Here is an 18,088-nt window from a genome sequence, read left to right as displayed (position 1 = left end):
CGAGGCCCGCTACCGGAGCCCCGTGTAGCGGCGGGGCAGGATCATCACGGGGTTGTCGTCGAGGATCACCTCCGGCGGGCCGAACCCCGCCGCGACCTCCCTGATCTCCGGCTCGTCGAGCAGCAGCAGCCGCCCCCGCTCCACGAACGTCTCCCCGTCCACCACCACGGTCGGCCGGTCCACCTGGCAGTCGCAGTGCGCGAAGCCCGGCCCCGTGGTGACCGGCACGCCGTCGGTCAGCCCGTCGAGGCCGCAGTAGAAGGCTCCGGCGTGCTTCTCCCGCTCGAACTGCGTGCCGCCCGCGACGCGCACCTTCGGGTTCAGCCCGAACAGGGCGTGGCGCATGTAGAAGCCCTCGGGCGCGTAGCGGCGGAGCTGCCCGGCGGCGGCCCCGCCCTCGATCTTGCGGACCAGGTTGCCTTCCAGCGTGATGCGCAGCGGCTCCTCAGGCACGCCGGTGACGGTGCTGTCCTCGACGACGAGCACGCCCTCGGTGCCGGCCGGCCAGAAGTTGACGCCGCCGTACGGGAAGGGCCGCCAGTCGCCGGGCCGCAGCCCGTCCGGGCCGGCGTCCTCGAAGGTCACGCCGGAGAACGTCAGGTCCGTGCCACGCGCGGAGGTCACCCTGATCGAGGAGGCGCCGGTCAGCCGGCGCAGCGCCCTGGCCACCAGCGCGTGGAACACCTGCGCGGGCAGCCGCGCGCCGGTCAGCAGCGCGCCGGCCGTGGCCGTCATGTGCAGCGACAGGAAGCGGGCCGAGCGGGCCCTGATCTGGTCGAAGAACAGCGGCGCCGTGTGCACCTCGCCCCACCAGGTGCCGCTGATCACGACGTCCGCCTCGTGGAAGGCGGCCGTCTCGATCGGCAGCGGCGCCTCACGGTCCCACCCGCCCGCGCTGAACGGCGGCACCGACAGGATGCGCACGTCCGCGTCGCGCAGCGCCGCCGCCGCGGCGATGGCCTGCACGACGACCGGGTCCACGGTGTGCTCCATCATCAGCAGCACCCGCTCTCCCGCGGCCAGCCTGACGTACTCGCACAGGTTGTGCACGCCGGGCATCAGCTCGACGATCGCGTACGGGGCCACGGCCGGCTCGGCGACATAGCTGAAGGGTGATGCCGCGTACGGATTGGTCGTCATGCCCGAGCTCCTTCGGCGCCTCGCGTTCTCGGGCGTTCGATACCCAGTGCGACCGCTTGCGTACCCTTCGTGGCCGGATGTGCGGCGGTCGCCGCCGCCCTACAGTGGCGTTCGTGCTGTTCGGACGATCGGCGGAGCTCGCCGCCCTCGATGACGTGATCTCCCGGGCCCGCGGCGGCGCGGGCTCCGCGCTCGTGCTGCGCGGCGAGGCGGGCGTGGGCAAGACCGCCCTGCTGGACCAGGCGGCCTCCCGGGGCGGCGGCATGCGGGTGCTGCGCACGACCGGCGTCGAGCCCGAGTCGGACCTGGCCTTCGCCGCCCTCCACCAGCTGCTGCGGCCGGTGGTGGGGTTGCTGGAGGCGCTGCCGGAGCCGCAGCGCGACGCTGTGCGCGGGGTGCTCGGGCTGGGCGGGAGCGCGTCGGGCGATCGGTTCCTGCTGGCGGCGGGGGTGCTGTCGCTGCTGGCCGAGGCCGCTGCGGCGGGCGGGCTGGTGTGCGTGGTGGACGACTTCCAGTGGGTGGACCGGGCCTCGGCGGACGCCCTGCTGTTCGCCGCCCGGCGGCTGGGCACGGAGCCGATCGCGATGCTGCTGGCGGTGCGGGGGGACGCCGCGCCGGTCAAGGGCGTGCCGTCCCTGCCGATCGGCGGCCTGCCGGAGCCCGCCGCGACCGAGCTCCTGGACGCCGCCGCGCCCATGAGCTGGGCCCCTCCTGCCCGAGCCGCCACCGATCCCACGAGCGCGGCCGTGCCAGACCGGACCGCCCCCGATCCCGTCGGCGCGGCCGTTCCCGCCCGGGCCGGGGGCGGCGCGATGGTGCCCGCCGTGAAGCGTGCGCTGGTGGCGCTGACCGGGGGCAATCCGCTGGCCCTGCGCGAGACCGTACGACGGCTGAGCCCCGAGCAGCTCGCCGGACGGGAGCCGCTGCCCGACCCCCTCCCGGGCGGGACGCACCTCTTCGGGGAGCAGGTGGCGGCGCTGCCCGGGGACGCCCGGCTGGTGGCCCTGCTGGCGTCCGTCGAGGGCGACCTCGACCTGATCCTGCGCGCCGCCGACCGGATGGGCGCGGGCCCGCAGGCGCTGCACGACCTGGAGGCGACCGGCCTGGCGCGGATCGAGGGCACGTCCGTACGGTTCCGCCACCCCCTCGTCCGCTCGGCCGTGCACGAGGCCGCGCCCCCGGCGGACCGCCGTGAGGCGCACCGGGTGCTGGCCGGGGAGTCCGAAGGGGACCGCCGCGCCTGGCACCTGGCGGCGGCGGCGCTGGGCCAGGACGAGGCCGTCGCCGCCGCGCTCGCCGAGACCGCCGCGCGAGCCCGCGACCGGGGCGGGTACGGCGACGCCGCCACCGCCCTGACCAGGGCCGCCGAGCTGACGCCCGATCCCGCGAGGAGGGCCGCCCGGCTCAAGGACGCCGCGGTGGCCGCGTGGCTGGGCGGCCGTCCCGGGCAGGCGGAGTCGCTGCTGGCCGAGGCCAGGGAGCACGCGGGCGGCGACGCGGTGCTGGGGATGGAGCTGGCGCAGCTTCGCGGCCGGTTCGAGCTGAACTCCGGCAGCGCCGCCGAGGCCGTGCGGATCCTGGCCGCGGGTGACAGCCTGGAGATGCTGGCCGACGCCGCCGAGGCGGCCTCGTACGCGGGCGACGTCGCCGCCATCGTCGAGATCGGCCGCCGCGCCTCGGCCCACCCGGAGGGCTTCCTGCGCGACGTCCTGACCGGCATCGGCCTGACCCTCTCCGGCGGCGGCACATCCACCTCGAGCGAGCGCACACTCTCCCACGCCCGCACGCCGGCCCAGCCCCCCGACGCCGCGCACGCACAAGCCCCAGCGCTCGCCCACCCCCACGACGCCGCGCACGCCCTCCTCAGGCGGGCGCTGGCCAGGACCGGGGAGCTGACCGAGGCGGCCGGGTTCCTGTGGGCGACGGCGGCGGCCAGTTACCTGGGCGAGGCGGACCTGTCGGCCGAGCTGGCGGCGCGGGCGGGCCGCGTCGCCCGGGTGTCGGGCATGGTGGGCCAGCTCCCCGTGGTCCTGGAGTTCGTGGCCACCGCCGACCGCGTCGCCGGGCGGCTGGCGGAGAGCCAGGCGGTGTCGGAGGAGGGCCTGGAGCTGGCCCGCGAGGCCGGCTACACCAACACGGTGGCCGCGCACCTGGCCAACCTCGCGGTCCTGGCGGCGCTGCGCGGCGAGGAGGACGAGTGCCGCCGCCTGGCCCAGGAGGCGCTGGCCATCGCGCTCCCCCACCGGGTGGGGCTGCGCGCGGGTGTGGCCGCGTACGCGCTGGCCATGCTGGACCTGGGGACGGGCCGGTTCGCCGCGGCCCACGACCGGTTCACGGCGATCGCGGCGGCCGGGCCGGGCGCCGGGCATCCGACGGTCGTGTGGCGTTCGACGCCGGACCGGATCGAGGCCGCCGTCGGGGTGGGCGACCTGGAGGCGGCCGGGGCGGCGCTGGAGGCGTACGAGCGGTGGTCGGCGAACGCGGCCACGGCCGAGTCCCGGGCCCTGCTGGCCCGGTGCCGGGCCCAGGTCACGGGTGGCCACGAGGGTTACGAGGAGGCGCTGCGGCTGCACGGCAACCCGTACGAGGCGGCCAGGACCGCGCTGCTGCTGGGTGAGCGGCTGCGCAGGGCGCACCGCCCGGGCGAGGCGCGCCCGTACCTGCGGACGGCTCTGGAGACGTTCCTGCGGTCGGGAGCGCGACCGTGGGCCCGGCGCGCGCACGGCGAACTCCGCGCAACGGGCGAGACCACGCTGAGCGCCAGCGGCGCAGGCGGCGGTGGTGCGAGCGGGCACGGTGGTGTGAGCGGCGGTGGCGCGGGCGGCGCATCCAGGAGCGGCGCGGGCGGCGCGTCCCCGAGTGGCGCGGGCGGTGCGAACGCGAACCGCGCGGGCGCCGGCGGTGGCGCGGGCGGCGCGAACGCGGGCGCGGCGGGCGAGCACGGTACGGGCGAGGGCGCGGCGGGCGGGAGCGCGTCGGGCGGGAGCGCCGAGCCGGTCTCCGGCCCCGGGCTGGAGGTGCTGACCCCGCAGGAGCTGCGCATCGCCGGGCTGGTCGCCGACGGCCTGTCCAGCAAGGAGATCGCCGCCCAGCTCTTCCTCAGCCCCCGGACGGTGGAGTACCACCTGTACAAGATCTATCCGAAGCTCGGCATCGGCACCCGTACTGAACTGGCGCGGCTAGTAGTTCTACGGAAGGCGCCCGCACCCCGTCACGACATGCTGTGAGCATGCAAAACGACATCTGGAGTGAAGAGTTCGGCAACGCCGCCGACGAGCCGATTCTGCTGATCATGGGTTCGATGTCGCAGGGCATCCTGTGGCCGGACGAGTTCGTGGGCAGGCTGACCGCCGGTGGCCGGCGGGTGATCCGGTACGACCATCGCGACACGGGCCGCTCCCGCACCGTGGACTTCGAGCGGGAGCCGTACACCTGGGAGGACATCAAGGACGACGTGCTGCGGGTGATGGACGCGCACGGCCTGGAGAGCGCGCACCTGGTCTGCCATTCGGCGGGCGGCCTGCTCGGCCAGCTGATCGCGGTGGAGCGGCCGGAGCGGGTGCGCACGCTCACCGTCATCGGCTCCTCGCCGCTGGGCGAGCGCGAGGGCATGGTGCTCATGCGGGCGCTGATGGGCGAGCCGCAGCCGGAGGGCAGCCTGCCGGAGCCCACGCCGGAGTTCGTGGACTTCTACCGCGCGCTGATCACCGCCCCGCCGCCCGCCGGCCGGCGCGAGCGGATCGAGTCGATGATCGCCGAGCAGCGCCTGCTGCACGGGACGGCGCTGCCGTTCGACGAGGACGCCGCCCGCCGCCTGCAGGAGCGTGTCTACGACCGGGCCCGCGACCTGGACGCCGTGGCCAACCATCGCCTGGCGGCGGCGGCCAGGCCGGACTTCGAGCCGGCGGGGGTGCTGCACCGGGTCAAGGCTCCGACGCTGGTCGTGGAGGGCACTCATGAGCCGTGCAAGCCCGGCCACGGCGCGATCATCGCCGAGCGGATCCCCGGCGCGCGGCTGCTGATGATCGAGGGAATGGGGCACACGCTGCCGCCGGAGGTGCACGAGGAGCTGGCGCGGGCCGTCCTGGCGCACACCTCAGCGGCTGACGGCTAGAGCAGCCGCTCGATCGCCGAGGTGATCGCCGGGTCCTCCGGGGTGACGCGGGGCCGGAAGCGGGCCACGACCTCGCCCTGGCCGTCCACGAGGAACTTCTCGAAGTTCCACTGCACGTCGCCCGCCTCTCCCTGCTCGTCGGGGGTCCGGATGAGCTCGGTGTAGAGGGGGTGGCGGCCGGGGCCGTTCACCTCGGACTTCTCCAGCAGCGGGAAGTCCACGCCGTAGGTGGTCGAGCAGAAGTGCTGGATCTCCTTGGCGGTGCCGGGCTCCTGGCCGGCGAACTGGTTGCACGGCATGCCGATCACCGTGAAGCCGCGCGGGCCGTACTGCTCCTGGAGCTTGACCAGCCCGATGTACTGCGGGGTGAGCCCGCATCGCGAGGCCACGTTGACGATGAGGGCGGGCTTGCGCGAGGCCAGCTCTGCCAGCGTGGTCGGCTCGTTCGTCAGAGTGCGAAGCGGGATGTCGCTGAGGCTCATGGTTCGACCCTACAGAACGAGTCAGGGTGAAATTGTGACGCAGTCCTCATTTTTCCGACAAACCCGCATGAAAAGGTATATATCGAGATCTTTACTGACGATCTACGTTCCCATGGTCAATTCGCAGTAAAGGGAGCTTATCGGGCAGGGTGGCGCGGTCCACGAACCCCCTCGAAAGGGAACCCGCATGCCCATGCTCCGCCGTACCGGCGTCCTGGTCCTGACCGCCACCCTGGTGGCGGCGGGCGGCGCCTCGGCCGCACAGGCGCAGAGCTCCCAGACCAGCGGCAGGAACAAGGCCATCGCCAAGACCATGGTGGTCAAGCGCGGCTGGGACAGCGCCCAGTTCAGGTGCCTGGTGAAACTCTGGCACCGCGAGAGCGGATGGAACCACCGCGCCGGCAACGGCTCGGGCGCCTACGGCATCCCGCAGGCGCTCCCCGGCCACAAGATGGCCTCGTCAGGACGTGACTGGCGGACCAACCCGCGCACCCAGATCAAATGGGGCCTCGGCTACATCAAGCAGCGTTACAAGTCGCCGTGTCGCGCCTGGGGGCACTTCCAATCCCACGGTTGGTACTGAGTCAAACCCCAGGCTTGCTCGCTGATTCCGGCAAGGGCCACCCAATCAGGCGGCGGACCGGGCAAAACCGGGCCAGCGAGCGCCCCCTTTATCCGCAACGGTCACACAAACACCTGTCCTTCGCGTGTCCTGGTGTATGACCCGCGGTGACGGCGCGTAATAGGAATCGTGCTAGAGGACACGTCGCGGTGCCCTCCGGGCCGCCCAGCACGACCGGGCGGAGGCATGATGCGTCCCGGAGGGCCGCGCGGACCCTCCGCGTCCGAGCCACGGACGCGGACGGCGGGGCGCCCGCTCAGGGCGCCCGTCCGCACGCGACCCGACAGCAAGGATCGCCTTGGACAGCAAACGCGCCCTCAGTGGCACACTCGTTTCCGTCACCGCATTCACCGCACTCAGCGCAACGGCCGCCACGGCCGAGTCGAAACCGCCGATCAGGGCGACGGCCGCCATGGCCGAGTCGCAACAGCCGATCCGGACCGGGGTCTGGACCACGTCGGCGCAACCGAAGATGGCGGCCGTCCGGCCCGCCGGCAGGAACAAGAAGATCGCCCTGGACCACGTCGTGCAGCGGGCCTGGAACTATCGCGAGTTCCGCTGCCTGGACAACCTGTGGACCAGGGAGAGCAACTGGAACCACCGGGCGCTCAACCACTCATCCGGCGCGTACGGCATCCCGCAGGCCCTGCCCGCCGGGAAGATGAGCGGCGCGGGCCGTGACTGGAAGTCCAACCCGGAGACCCAGATCCGCTGGGGTCTGGCCTACATCAAGGGGAGGTACGGCAGGCCTTGCGGCGCCTGGGGACACTGGAAATCGCACAACTGGTACTAGCCGGCTCAGGAGGGCATCCGGAGCGGCTCACCGGGTGCCCTCCCGACGCCCCGCGTACGCCTCGATCGCCTTGATCAGCAGTTCGAGCCCGAACTCGAACTCCTCCTCGTGATCGCACTGGTCGAGCAGCGCGGACAGCGAGCTGACCTCGGGGAACAGCGCGGGATCCACCCCGTCGGCCCTGATCGTCCTGGTCTGCACGGGCGCGAACGTCGGCGTCACCCCGACCTCCCGCAGCAGCGAGCCCACGATGTAGGCGATGAACATCCGCAACATCCGCACCGCGTCGGCCCCGTCGAACCCGGCGCTGCGCAGCGTGGCCAGCGCCCGCTCGACGGGCAGCAGCCCGGCGGCCGAGTGCAGCTGGCGGCTGACCACGAGCATGGTCGAGCGCGGGTGGTGGTGCGCGATCTGCCGGAAGGCCCTGGCCTGCATGCGCACCCGGTCGGTCCAGTGCGCGTCGGGGTCGTCGGTGAACTCGATCTGGCTCAGCACCGCCTCGGCCACCCCGTTGAGCAGGGCGTCCTTGCCGGGCACGTGGTTGTAGAGCGACATGACGCCCACGCCCAGCTCGGCCGCGATGCGACGCATGGAGATCGCGTCGGCGCCCTCCCGCTCGATGAGGTCGATGGCCGCGGCGACGATGCGTGCCCGGGAGAGGGGCTCGGTGCTCATAGCTCATTCTATTGACGGGCGCACGGCGCGGGCGCAGGCTCGGAGCACGGACGTACGGTGTACGTAACCCTCCAGCAGCCCCCCATCGGAGGTCCCATGTCGACCCACGATCTCTACACCATCCCCGCCGGGCTCTCGACGTGGAACGTCGAGATGGCCGGAGCGAGCCGTTTCACCTGGGAGTACGACGACGGCCGCGACCGCATGCTCGCCCTCTACCAGAAGGGCAAGGACAAGCAGTGGGACTCGGCCAGGCGCATCGACTGGGACCTGGAGGTGGACCCGTACAACGTGCTCGGGGTCCCCGACCAGACCATCGCCATCCACGGCACCCCGCTGTGGGAGCGGATGAGCCCCGCGGTGCGCCAGGACGTCCGGCTGCACGGCGCGGCCTGGCAGTTCTCCCAGTTCCTGCACGGCGAGCAGGGCGCGATGATCTGCTCGGCCAAGATCGTGGAGTCGGTGCCCGACCTGGACTCGAAGTTCTACGCCGCCACCCAGACCATGGACGAGGCCCGCCACGCCGAGACCTACGCCCGTTTCCTCCAGGAGAAGGTGGGCCTGGCCTACCCGATCAACGAGCACCTCAAGTCGCTGCTCGACAGCACGCTGAGCGACTCCCGCTGGGACATGCCGTACCTGGGGATGCAGGTGCTCATCGAGGGGCTGGCGCTGGCGGCGTTCGGGGTGATGCGCGACATCACCACCAAGCCGCTGCCCAAGCAGATCCTCTCGTACGTGATGCAGGACGAGGCCCGGCACGTCGCCTTCGGCCGGATGGCGCTGCGCGACCACTACCGCGGCCTGTCCGACGGCGAGCTGCGCGAGCGCGAGGAGTTCGTCATCGAGGGCTGCTACCTGATGCGCGACCGGCTGCGCGGCCGGGAGACGTGGGAGAACCTGGGCCTGTCCAAGGCCGAGGTGGACGAGGCCATGGAGGCCACGGACCGCTCCGACTACCTGCGGGCGTTCCGGTCGCTGCTGTTCAGCCGGATCGTGCCGTGCGTCAAGGACATCGGGCTGTGGAGCCCGCGGCTGCGGCAGGCGTACGCGGACATGGGCGTGCTGGAGATGGCCGGGCAGTCGCTGGACGCGCTGATGCGGCAGGACGAGGAGATCGCGGACCGGATCGACGCCGAGCGGTTCGCCGCCGAGGAGGAGTCGAGGCACGCCGAGGTGGCCGAGACGATCGCGCTCGGCGCCGAGAGCTGAACGGCTCCCCCGGCCCGCGATCTTCGGCAGACTGGGAGACGTGCGGCAGATCCTGACCTACCACCATTCCGTGGTCCTGCTCGGAGGGCCCAGCAGGATCACGAACCTCCTCGACCGGGCGTCGTCCCTGGCGCTGTTCGGGATGCAGGCCGTCGACCTGTTCGACGCCCGCGCGGAGGCGGTCCGGCTCGGCGACGCCTTCATCAGGACGCTGCGCGACAAGGTGAAGGGGCTGAGCCGGTACGACGCGACGCAGCGGATGGTGGCGGCCCACTCGGTCATCGTGGTCACCGCCTACCTGGAGGCGCTGTCCGAGATGGACGTGCTGCGCGAGCTCACCCCTGAGGAGCAGCGGAGGATCACCGGGACCGGTGTCAGCCCCATCCTGCTCGCGCCCCTGCCCATGCCGAGCCCGACCTGGCCCTACGAGCAGGTGCTGGCCGACCTCAGGGACCTGTACCGGACCTTCACCGACGGGCTGTGCGAACTCCTGCGGGGGCTCGCCGTCTGGGACACCTGGGACGAGACCTCTCGCGACAGGTTCCCGCACGAGGTGACCACTCGGGCGTCGCGCCGCTACGAGGAGCTGTTCCGCCGGCTCTGCGCCGAGTTCCCCGAGGTCGCGTGCTGGTCCGACCGCGTCGATCACCAGGCCACCAGGCAGGAGGTCAGAAACCTGTCCCGGGGCATGGCGGATCTGCGGGAGCAGCTCGCCAGGATCCCCGGCGGCCGCGGCCCGTCCGACCGGCTGGCGGCGTTGATCCGGTCGAACCAGGCGGCGCTCAGGCGGCCGATCCTCTCCTCGACGCGCATGCCGGCCGGGTTGACGGTCCCCACGCTGGAGGAGGGGTACCTCACCCCCGACTACCGCCTGCTGCCCGCCGGCGAGCGGCCGGTCGCGCTGGAGGAGGGCTGGTCGACGCTCCCCCGTCGGCGCGACCTGGACAGCTTCCTGTCCGGGCATCTCACGCTTCCCCGGGCCACCGACTCGCCTCTCCTCGTTCTCGGCCAGCCGGGCGCGGGCAAGTCCGTGCTGACGCGCATGCTCGCCGCCCGCCTGCCCGCCACCGAGTTCCTCCCCCTCAGGGTCGAGCTGCGCGGCGTCCCGGCCGACGCCGACGTGCTCGCGCAGATCGAGCACGGCATCAGCGCGGCGCTGGACGAGCAGCTGTCGTGGCCGGAGTTCGTCCACGCCGCCGAGGGCGCGCTGCCCGTCGTCATGCTCGACGGATTCGACGAGTTGCTCCAGGCGACCGGCGTGAGCCAGACCGACTATCTGGAGCGCGTCGCCCAGTTCCAGCACGAGCAGGCGGAGAAGGGCCGGGCGCTGGCGGTCATCGTCACCTCCAGGATCGCCGTCGCCGACCGGGCACGGCTGCCCCAGCTCTCCTACGTCATCCGTCTGGAGCCCTTCGAGGACGACCAGATCCGCCAGTGGGTCACCGTCTGGAACGACGCCAACCACGAGTACTTCACCGAACGCGACCTGGAGCCGCTGCCGCTGGACCGCGTCCTGGCGGTGCCGAAGCTCGGCGAGCAGCCGCTGCTGCTGCTCATGCTCGCCCTGTACGACGCCGACGCCAACGCCCTGCGGCACCTGCGCGAGGACCTCCACGAGGCGGAGCTGTACGAGCGGCTGCTGCACGACTTCGCCGTCCGCGAGGTCGGCAAGTCCCGCCCGCACCTCGCGGACGGCGACCTCGGGCAGGCCGTGGAGGACGAGCTGCGGCGCCTGTCGATCACGGCGTTCGCGATGTTCAACCGCGGCCTGCAGTGGATCGCCGAGCAGGACCTGGACGCCGACCTGCGGGCGCTGCAACCGCGGCAGGCGCCCCGCCCGCAGGGCCTGCGCCGCCCGCTGAGCCCGGCGGAGGGCGTGATCGGCGGCTTCTTCTTCATCCACACGACGCAGGCGCTGCGCGACGAGCAGCGGCTGAAGACCTACGAGTTCCTGCACGCCACGTTCGGCGAGTACCTGGTCGCGCGCATGGTCGTCAGGGAGCTCGTCGAGATGGTGGAGGAGCTGGCGTTCGCCGAGGCGCGCCGCCGGCCTGCCAGGGCCAACGACGATCTCCTCCAGGCGCTGCTGTCGTTCGCGGCCCTGAGCGTGCGCGCCCCCACCGTGGACTTCCTGCGGCACGGCATCGCGAGCGAGGTGCCCCGCGACCGGCGCGCGCTGCTGACACGGCACCTGTGCGGGCTCTTCTCGCAGTCGCTCCGGGCCGTCCCCGGCGCCGCCCATGAGGCGTACCAGCCGGTTCAGGCGGAGCTGACCGCGCGCTGCGCCGCCTACAGCGTCAACCTGATGCTGCTCGCCGTGCTGTCGTCGGACGAGCCCCTGCCGGGCGCCCGGCTGTTCGACGTCGAGCAGCCCGAGCACGCGAACGAGCGCTGGCGCAGGATCGCCCGGCTGTGGCACTCCCAGCTCAGCAGGGCGGAGTGGGACTCGCTCACGCGCACGATCTGGGTCCGCCACTTCCTGGACGGCAGGAGCAGGGTGATGCGGCTGGAGTTCGACCGGGACCCGGAGTTCGACCTGCGCGAGATGGTCTTCTTCACCTGGCCGGACACTCTGCTGAGCTACCCCTACCAGCACAGGGCGACAGGCGCCACGCCGACCGCGGACTGGATGCGGGCGATCTCCTTCCGCGACGACAGCGAGATGGCGCATCTCTTCCTGGACCTGCTCCCCTACGCGGTGGAGGTCGGCGGCCGGCTCGACGCGCAGCCCGGCAGCCCGGTCGCCTGCCTGCTGCGCCTCCTGCTGAGCAGCGCTCCCCACCGTGACCTGTACCTGGCCGCCCTGGAGTGCTCGCCGAACCCGCGCTACACCGAGCGGGTGCTGCGGCAGCTGGAGGCGGACGCGCACAGGATGCCGGCCGGCGACGTGATCACGGTCCTGTACTCGGCCGGCGACCTGAACGATCTGCACGGCCGGCAGTGCCGCCGCGTCGTCGAGATGCTGGAGCAGCGGCCGGACCTCGACCCCGAGGCGCTGCGCGCCCTACGCGCGCGGCAGCCGCAGGACCAGCCGGGTCCGTGGCCCGCCCTCGATCCGGAGGTCTCCCCCGTGAGCCCTGGCGATGTCCCGGGCGATCGGCAGCCCTAGCCCGCTCCCCCCGGTGTCCCGCGACCTCGTGCGATCCAGCCGGGTGAACCGCTCGAACACCCGCTCCCGCATCTCCTCGGGAATCCCGGGCCCGTCATCGGCCACCTCCAGCACCACCTCGTCCCCGTCCCCCCGCACCGACACCCACACCGCCGTGTCCCCGTACCGGTCGGCGTTGGACAGCAGGTTCGTCAGGATCCTGGTCAGCCGCAGGTGGCTGCCCTGCACGTACAGCTCCGGCTCCGCCCGCAGCGTCACGGGCAGCCGCGCGCGCCGCCGCGCCACCTCCTCCTCGGCCAGCCGCCCGACGTCGACCCGCTCGCGGCCGATCTCCGTGCCGGCGTCCAGCCGGGCCATCAGCAGCAGGTCACCCACGATGTCCGACAGCCGCTGGGCGTCGGACATGGCCGCCCGCCAGTCGGCCTCGGTCCGTTCGTCCAGCCCCGCCTCCAGCCGTACCAGCAGCCCCGCGATCGGCGAGCGCAGCTCGTGGGAGGCGTCGGAGACGAAGCGCCGGTGGCGCTCCACCGCGTCCTCCAGCCGCCCCAGCGTGTCGTTGACGGTGCCCGCGAGTGCGGCCACCTCGTCCCTGTTGGACGGCACCTCGACCCGCCTGCTGAGGTCCTCCGCGTTGATGCGTTCGAGGCCCCGCCGGATCCGCTCCACGGGCGCCAGCACCCGGCCGACCCCGAACCAGGCGGCCCAGCCCAGCATCGCCACCAGGACGGCGCCGGACCCGTACAGCACGGCGGGCAGGAAGGACGAGCGCAGCAGGAACGGTTCGCGTACGGCGGCGTAGGCCACGGCGGGCCCGTAGACGGTGGCACGGTTGCTGGTGCCCACCACGACCATGCAGCCCCAGGGCCGGCACACCCGGTCGCTGACGCGCGAGTCGCCGCCGGTGGGCCGGGCCGAGGTGAGCGGGGCCCGGCCGGTGAGGGCGGCGCTGGCCGCCACGACCTGGCCGTTGGCGTCCACCACCTGGAGGAGACCGACGCCGTCCTGCGGCGGGATCGAGCCGGCGAAGCGAGTGCTGTCGATCATCGTGGTGATGCGGCGGCTGGCCTTGTCGGCCTGTTCGACGAGGTCGGCGCGGGCCCGCACCGGGTACATCATCGAGATCGCGGTCACCCCGCTCATGATGAGGATCCCGAACGCCACCACCGTCGCGATCGTCACCCGGGCCCTGATGGAGCGACAGTGCACCATGTGTCTGACTATGTCACGGAGAGTACAAACAGCAGGTCAAACGGCAGTGTAAAAGCGGCGGTGCAGCTCGCGCACTTCCCCGGCCAGCTCCGGCACGGGCCCGTCCACGATCACTCCTGGCGCGATCTCACCGACCGGCAGCGTGCGCACGGGCGGCGCGGGCACCCCGAGCTCGGCCAGCCAGCCGGCGAGCTGGGCCGAGGAGGCGACGTACACGATGCGCCCGAGCCCCACCCAGGCGTGCGCGGCGGCGCACATGGGGCAGTGCTCGCCGGAGGTGTAGACGGTGGCGGCGGCCCGCTCCGCGGGCGTCAGGTGCTCGGCGGACCAGCGGGCCAGGGCGAACTCCGGGTGCCGGGTGCGGTCTCCGGAGGCCACCCGGTTGTGGTCCTCGGCCAGCACCGCCCCGTCCCCGGAGACCAGCACCGAGCCGAAAGGCTCGTCGCCCACCTCCAGCGCCCGGGTGGCCAGCTCGACACAGCGCCGCAGGTACGGCAGCTCAGATGGCTCGATCATGACAACTCCAACACAGGTATCGGCCCGCCGAAAGTGCATGAACATTCATGTTTCCGCACGTCATGTACAGAAATCCGACCTTGGGGCCACAGAAAATCGGTTGATCCCACGTATTAGCCTAGAAGGGATGCCTCCCGATACGCAGAAACCTCGCCGTCCCCTGCTGTCTTCCAACTCCCTGTGGCGGATGAAGCCGTATCTCCGCCCGTACGTCGCCAGACTGATCGTCATCTGGCTGACCGCACTCGTCGGTGTCGCTCTCGTCATCGTCTTCCCCCTCATCATCAAGACCGTGATCGACGGCCCCGTCGAACACGGCGACTCCGGCGCGCTGCTGCCCCTCGGGCTGCTCGCGATCGGCGTCGGCACGCTCGAGGCGCTGCTGATCCTCTTCCGGCGCTACATCCAGGTCAAACCGGTGCTCGGCCTGGAGACCGCGGTCCGCGACGATCTGTACGAGCACCTGCAACGCCTGCCCATGGGCTTCCACGGAGACTGGCAGTCCGGGCAGCTCTTATCGCGGGCCACCACGGACCTGTCGACGATCCGCCGCTTCCTCGGCTTCGGCGCCCTGTTCCTGGTCATGAACGTGCTGCAGGTCATCACGGTCACCGTGCTGCTGCTGAACATGTACTGGCCGCTCGGCCTGCTGGTGCTGGCCTCGGTGGTGCCGATCGTGTGGACGTCGCAGCGCTTCGAGAAGCGCTACATCAAGATCTCCCGTCAGGTCCAGGACGAGCAGGGCGACCTCGCCACGCTCGTCGAGGAGTCCGCGACCGGCATCCGCACGATCAAGGCGTTCGGCCGCCGCCACCACGTCTACGACCAGTACGACGACGCGGCGCTCAAGGTCTACGGCTCCTCGATGGACAAGGTGCGCCTGTCGGCCAAGTTCTTCTCCTTCCTGGAGATCGTCCCCAACATCACGCTGGCCCTGGTGCTGCTGATCGGCGCGCTGGCGGTCGGCTCCGGCACCCTGACCCTGGGCGCGCTGATCGCCTTCACCACGCTGATGCTGCAGCTCGTGTGGCCCGTGGCGAGCCTGGGCTACCTCCTGGTCATGGCGCAGGAGGCGATGACCTCCGCCGACCGGCTCATGGAGGTCATGGACACCGTCCCGGCCATCGAGGGCGGCACCGGCACGATCGAGGAGCCGCGCGGCCACCTGCGCTTCGAGGGGGTCGGCTTCCGCTTCGCCGACTCCGAGGAGCCGGTGCTGAAGGACGTCTGGCTGGAGGTCCGGCCGGGCGAGACGGTCGCCGTGGTGGGCCCGACCGGGGCGGGCAAGACGACGCTGACCGCGCTGGTGCCCCGCCTGATCGACCCCACCTCCGGCCGGGTCACGATCGACGGGCACGACGTGCGCGACCTCGATCTGAAGACCCTGCGCTCGGTGGTGGCCACCGCGTTCGAGGAGCCCACGCTGTTCTCGATGAGCGTGCGCGAGAACCTCATGCTCGGCCGGCCCGACGCCACCGAGGAGGAGCTGGCGCAGGCCATCCGGACCGCGCAGGCCATGTTCGTGCACGACCTGCCGTGGGGTCTCGACACCCGCATCGGCGAGCAGGGCCTGTCCCTGTCCGGTGGGCAGCGGCAGCGGCTCGCGCTGGCCAGGGCGGTGCTGAGCAAGCCGCGCATCCTCGTGCTCGACGACACGCTGTCGGCGCTCGACGCCGAGACCGAGGCCCTGGTGGAGGAGGCGCTGCGGCACGTGCTGCGCGACGCGACCGGCATCGTGGTCGCCCATCGCGCCTCCACCGTGCTGCTGGCCGACAAGGTGGCGCTGCTGCGCGACGGCACGATCACGCACGTCGGGCAGCATCGCGAGCTGCTGGCGCGGGTGCCCGAGTACCGGGAGCTGCTGGCGCAGGACGCCGACTTCGACGACGCGGCGGAAGGAGCGCTTCGATGACCACGACGGTCCAGGAGAAGAGCGGTTCCTGGCGCGGCGTCGCCTCCGAGGACCAGGAGGAGCTGTCGGAGAAGGTGTCCGTGCTGCTGCGGGCGCGTTCGCGGCGGCTGCTCGGCGACCTGCTGCGGCCGTACAAGAAGCGGATCGCGCTGCTCGTACTGATCATCGTGGTCTCCAACGCGGCCGGGCTGTCGATCCCCTACCTGGTCTCGGTGGGCATCGACTCGGGCATCCCGCCGATCACGAACGGCTCCGGCTCCGGGATCCTGGTGACGGTGGTCGGGGTGATCCTGGCCGCGGCGGTCACGCAGGCGCTCACCCGGCAGGCGTTCCTGCGCCTGATGGGCGCGGTGGGCCAGAGCATCCTGCTGACGCTGCGCAGGAGGGTGTTCGACCACTTCCAGCGGCTGTCGCTGAGCTTCCACGAGCAGTACACCTCGGGCCGGGTGATCTCCCGGCTGACCTCCGACATCGAGGCCATCGCCGAGCTGGTGCAGTCGGGGTTCGACGCACTGGTCAAGGCCGTGCTGACGCTGGTGGGCACGGCGGTGCTGCTGCTGGTGCTGGACGTGCACCTCGGCCTGGTGGCGCTGATCCCGATCCCGCTGCTGCTGCTGTTCACCAAATGGTTCCAGCGGCAGTCGGCCGCGGTCTACCGGCGCACACGCGAGACGGTCGCCTTGGTGATCGTTCACTTCGTGGAGTCGATGATCGGCATCCGCGCGGTGCAGGCCTTCCGCAGGGAGCCGCGCAACCAGGAGATCTTCGAGCAGCTCAACGACGACTACCGCGACGCGAACGCGCGCAGCATGATCCTCGGCGCGACGTTCATGACCGGCGTCAAGCTGATCGGCAACATGACGATCGGCGCGGTGCTGCTCTACGGCGGCTACCTGGCCCTGAGGGGCGAGGTCTCCCCCGGCGTGCTGGCCGGCTTCATGCTGTACCTGCGCTCGTTCTACGAGCCGATGCAGGAGATCAGCCAGTTCTACAACACGCTGCAGTCGGCCGGCGCGGCGCTGGAGAAGCTGTCGGGCGTGCTGGAGGAGGAGCCCTCCGTGCCCGAGCCGCGCGAGCCCGTGGCGCTGCCGCAGGGCAGGGCGCGGGGCAAGGTGCGCTTCGACGGCGTCGAGTTCGCCTACGTCAAGGAGATGCCGATCCTGCCCCGCCTGGACCTGACGATCCCGGCGGGGCAGAGCGTGGCGCTGGTCGGCGCGACGGGCGCGGGCAAGACGACGCTGGCCAAGCTCATCTCCCGCTTCTACGACCCGACGGACGGGCGGGTGCTGCTCGACGGCGTGGACCTGCGCCGGCTCGACGAGCCGACGCTGCGCCAGGCCGTCGTCATGGTGACCCAGGAGAACTTCCTGTTCGACGGCACGGTCGCGGACAACATCCGGTTCGGCAAGCCTGACGCCACCGACCGGCAGGTACGCGAGGCGGCCAAGGCCATCGGCGCGCACGAGTTCATCTCCGGCCTGCCCCAGGGCTACGACACCGAGGTGGGCAAGCACGGCGGCCGGATGTCGGCCGGGCAGCGGCAGCTCGTCGCGTTCGCCCGGGCGTTCCTCGCGGATCCGGCCGTGCTGATCCTCGACGAGGCCACCTCCAGCCTCGACGTGCCGAGTGAGCGGCTGGTGCAGCGGGCGCTGCGCACGATCCTGGCCGAGCGCACGGCGCTGATCATCGCGCACCGGCTGTCGACGGTGGAGATCGCCGACCGGGTGCTGGTGATGGAGCGCGGCCGGATCGTCGAGGACGGGCCGCCGGAGCAGCTCATCGCCGCCGCGGGCCGCTTCGCCGGGCTGCACCGGGCGTGGCTGGAGAGCCTCAGCTCCTAGGGCTGGGGATGTGCCGCGGCCACGGCGCCGGCGTACAGCTCGTAGCCGACGAACAGGGCCAGCGGCACGCCCAGCGCGATCAGGAGCCTGCCGGGCAGGGGCGTCCGCTCAGGAAACGGAGCGGACGCCCTGTCCGGCGGCTCCGCCGGCGCGAGCGCCGGCTCGGGTTCGGGCTCAGGGCCGGGCTCGCGGTGGCGGGCCGGACGCCCGGAGGGGTACCAGGTCACCCGGTACGCGCCGCAGGCCGGGCAGCAGGCCCCCGACCAGGGCGGCGGCACGGGAACTCCCGAGCTGAGCCAGATGTCGCCCCCGTTGCCGTAGGCGTCGCAGAGGTGAACGAACTCCTCTGTCCAGGCGTGCAGGCAGCGCAGGCATTCGAAGGGCCACGTCTCACAGGTCTCGGACCCAGGCACTCGGACCACCCCCGGCTTGTCGGTCGCCGTGTCACCGTGAGTGTCCGCCC

The 18,088-nt window shown here is 72.1% G+C and carries 14 protein-coding genes; 8 read left to right on the top strand and 6 right to left on the bottom strand.

The window, feature by feature from the left end; all coding sequences use genetic code 11:
- Nucleotides 1-9: 9 nt before the first annotated feature.
- Nucleotides 10-1,140 carry a 2,5-dihydroxypyridine 5,6-dioxygenase NicX family protein gene (locus HD597_RS07290; RefSeq protein ID WP_253740964.1) on the bottom strand — a complete coding sequence of 377 codons (1,131 nt, stop codon included), beginning with the start codon at nucleotides 1,138-1,140 and terminating at the stop codon, nucleotides 10-12.
- A 113-nt stretch (nucleotides 1,141-1,253) separates the two neighbouring features.
- Between HD597_RS07290 and HD597_RS07285 the strand changes: the two genes are divergently transcribed.
- The gene (locus tag HD597_RS07285) at nucleotides 1,254-4,367 is read left to right on the top strand and encodes a helix-turn-helix transcriptional regulator (protein WP_253740963.1); all 3,114 of its coding nucleotides are present in this window, start codon (nucleotides 1,254-1,256) and stop codon (nucleotides 4,365-4,367) included.
- 2 nt (nucleotides 4,368-4,369) lie between these two features.
- Nucleotides 4,370-5,254 (top strand): alpha/beta fold hydrolase, encoded by an 885-nt coding sequence (locus tag HD597_RS07280; RefSeq protein ID WP_253740962.1) that lies wholly within the window; start codon nucleotides 4,370-4,372, stop codon nucleotides 5,252-5,254.
- Here the strand turns inward: HD597_RS07280 and HD597_RS07275 are convergent.
- The gene (locus tag HD597_RS07275; protein ID WP_253740961.1) at nucleotides 5,251-5,736 is read right to left on the bottom strand and encodes a glutathione peroxidase; all 486 of its coding nucleotides are present in this window, start codon (nucleotides 5,734-5,736) and stop codon (nucleotides 5,251-5,253) included. The two genes, HD597_RS07280 and HD597_RS07275, sit on opposite strands and share 4 nt — an antisense overlap.
- Nucleotides 5,737-5,923: 187 nt before the next feature.
- On the opposite strand from HD597_RS07275, the gene HD597_RS07270 reads away from it, so the two are divergent.
- Together HD597_RS07270 and HD597_RS07265 are read left to right on the top strand one after the other, a co-directional pair.
- Nucleotides 5,924-6,319, top strand: coding sequence for an aggregation-promoting factor C-terminal-like domain-containing protein (locus HD597_RS07270; RefSeq protein ID WP_308210573.1), 396 nt, complete (start codon nucleotides 5,924-5,926; stop codon nucleotides 6,317-6,319).
- 337 nt (nucleotides 6,320-6,656) lie between these two features.
- Nucleotides 6,657-7,151, top strand: coding sequence for an aggregation-promoting factor C-terminal-like domain-containing protein (locus HD597_RS07265; RefSeq protein WP_253740960.1), 495 nt, complete (start codon nucleotides 6,657-6,659; stop codon nucleotides 7,149-7,151).
- A gap of 27 nt (nucleotides 7,152-7,178) precedes the next feature.
- Here the strand turns inward: HD597_RS07265 and HD597_RS07260 are convergent, their stop codons facing one another.
- Entirely contained in the window at nucleotides 7,179-7,826 is a 648-nt protein-coding gene (locus HD597_RS07260) for a TetR/AcrR family transcriptional regulator (protein WP_253740959.1), read from the bottom strand.
- A 96-nt stretch (nucleotides 7,827-7,922) separates the two neighbouring features.
- Between HD597_RS07260 and HD597_RS07255 the strand changes: the two genes are divergently transcribed.
- A complete protein-coding gene (locus tag HD597_RS07255) occupies nucleotides 7,923-9,038 on the top strand; it encodes a ferritin-like domain-containing protein (RefSeq protein ID WP_253740958.1) in 1,116 nt (371 codons plus the stop codon).
- A gap of 40 nt (nucleotides 9,039-9,078) precedes the next feature.
- A complete protein-coding gene (locus HD597_RS07250) occupies nucleotides 9,079-12,147 on the top strand; it encodes an NACHT domain-containing protein (protein WP_253740957.1) in 3,069 nt (1,022 codons plus the stop codon).
- Here HD597_RS07250 and HD597_RS07245 read toward each other — a convergent pair.
- A complete protein-coding gene (locus tag HD597_RS07245) occupies nucleotides 12,043-13,356 on the bottom strand; it encodes a sensor histidine kinase (RefSeq protein WP_253740956.1) in 1,314 nt (437 codons plus the stop codon). The genes HD597_RS07250 and HD597_RS07245 overlap by 105 nt on opposite strands.
- 36 nt (nucleotides 13,357-13,392) lie before the next feature.
- Complete coding sequence (locus HD597_RS07240) at nucleotides 13,393-13,872, bottom strand: nucleoside deaminase (RefSeq protein WP_253740955.1); 480 nt, start codon at nucleotides 13,870-13,872, stop codon at nucleotides 13,393-13,395.
- 187 nt (nucleotides 13,873-14,059) lie between these two features.
- Here HD597_RS07240 and HD597_RS07235 point away from each other — a divergent pair, with 187 nt between their 5' ends.
- Entirely contained in the window at nucleotides 14,060-15,784 is a 1,725-nt protein-coding gene (locus HD597_RS07235) for an ABC transporter ATP-binding protein (protein ID WP_253740954.1), read from the top strand.
- A complete protein-coding gene (locus HD597_RS07230) occupies nucleotides 15,781-17,625 on the top strand; it encodes an ABC transporter ATP-binding protein (protein ID WP_253740953.1) in 1,845 nt (614 codons plus the stop codon). The genes HD597_RS07235 and HD597_RS07230 overlap by 4 nt, the downstream gene beginning before the upstream one ends.
- On the opposite strand, the gene HD597_RS07225 is transcribed toward HD597_RS07230, so the two are convergent.
- Nucleotides 17,622-18,038 (bottom strand): hypothetical protein, encoded by a 417-nt coding sequence (locus tag HD597_RS07225; RefSeq protein WP_253740952.1) that lies wholly within the window; start codon nucleotides 18,036-18,038, stop codon nucleotides 17,622-17,624. The genes HD597_RS07230 and HD597_RS07225 overlap by 4 nt on opposite strands.
- Nucleotides 18,039-18,088: the final 50 nt, after the last annotated feature.

The organism is Nonomuraea thailandensis, from assembly GCF_024172165.1.
Taxonomy (GTDB): Bacteria; Actinomycetota; Actinomycetes; order Streptosporangiales; family Streptosporangiaceae; genus Nonomuraea; species Nonomuraea thailandensis.
The sequence above is the reverse complement of the archived record's forward strand: the minus strand, read 5'-3'. Positions and strand labels throughout refer to the sequence as shown.

What these genes read in the sequence shown, in the direction of transcription:
- HD597_RS07290 (WP_253740964.1), bottom strand. Translation starts at nt 1,140, where the DNA reads ATGACGACCAATCCGTACGCGGCATCACCCTTCAGCTATGTCGCCGAG.
- HD597_RS07280 (WP_253740962.1), top strand. Translation starts at nt 4,370, where the DNA reads ATGCAAAACGACATCTGGAGTGAAGAGTTCGGCAACGCCGCCGACGAG.
- HD597_RS07275 (WP_253740961.1), bottom strand. Translation starts at nt 5,736, where the DNA reads ATGAGCCTCAGCGACATCCCGCTTCGCACTCTGACGAACGAGCCGACC.
- HD597_RS07270 (WP_308210573.1), top strand. Translation starts at nt 5,924, where the DNA reads ATGCCCATGCTCCGCCGTACCGGCGTCCTGGTCCTGACCGCCACCCTG.
- HD597_RS07260 (WP_253740959.1), bottom strand. Translation starts at nt 7,826, where the DNA reads ATGAGCACCGAGCCCCTCTCCCGGGCACGCATCGTCGCCGCGGCCATC.
- HD597_RS07255 (WP_253740958.1), top strand. Translation starts at nt 7,923, where the DNA reads ATGTCGACCCACGATCTCTACACCATCCCCGCCGGGCTCTCGACGTGG.
- HD597_RS07245 (WP_253740956.1), bottom strand. Translation starts at nt 13,356, where the DNA reads ATGGTGCACTGTCGCTCCATCAGGGCCCGGGTGACGATCGCGACGGTG.
- HD597_RS07240 (WP_253740955.1), bottom strand. Translation starts at nt 13,872, where the DNA reads ATGATCGAGCCATCTGAGCTGCCGTACCTGCGGCGCTGTGTCGAGCTG.
- HD597_RS07235 (WP_253740954.1), top strand. Translation starts at nt 14,060, where the DNA reads ATGAAGCCGTATCTCCGCCCGTACGTCGCCAGACTGATCGTCATCTGG.
- HD597_RS07230 (WP_253740953.1), top strand. Translation starts at nt 15,781, where the DNA reads ATGACCACGACGGTCCAGGAGAAGAGCGGTTCCTGGCGCGGCGTCGCC.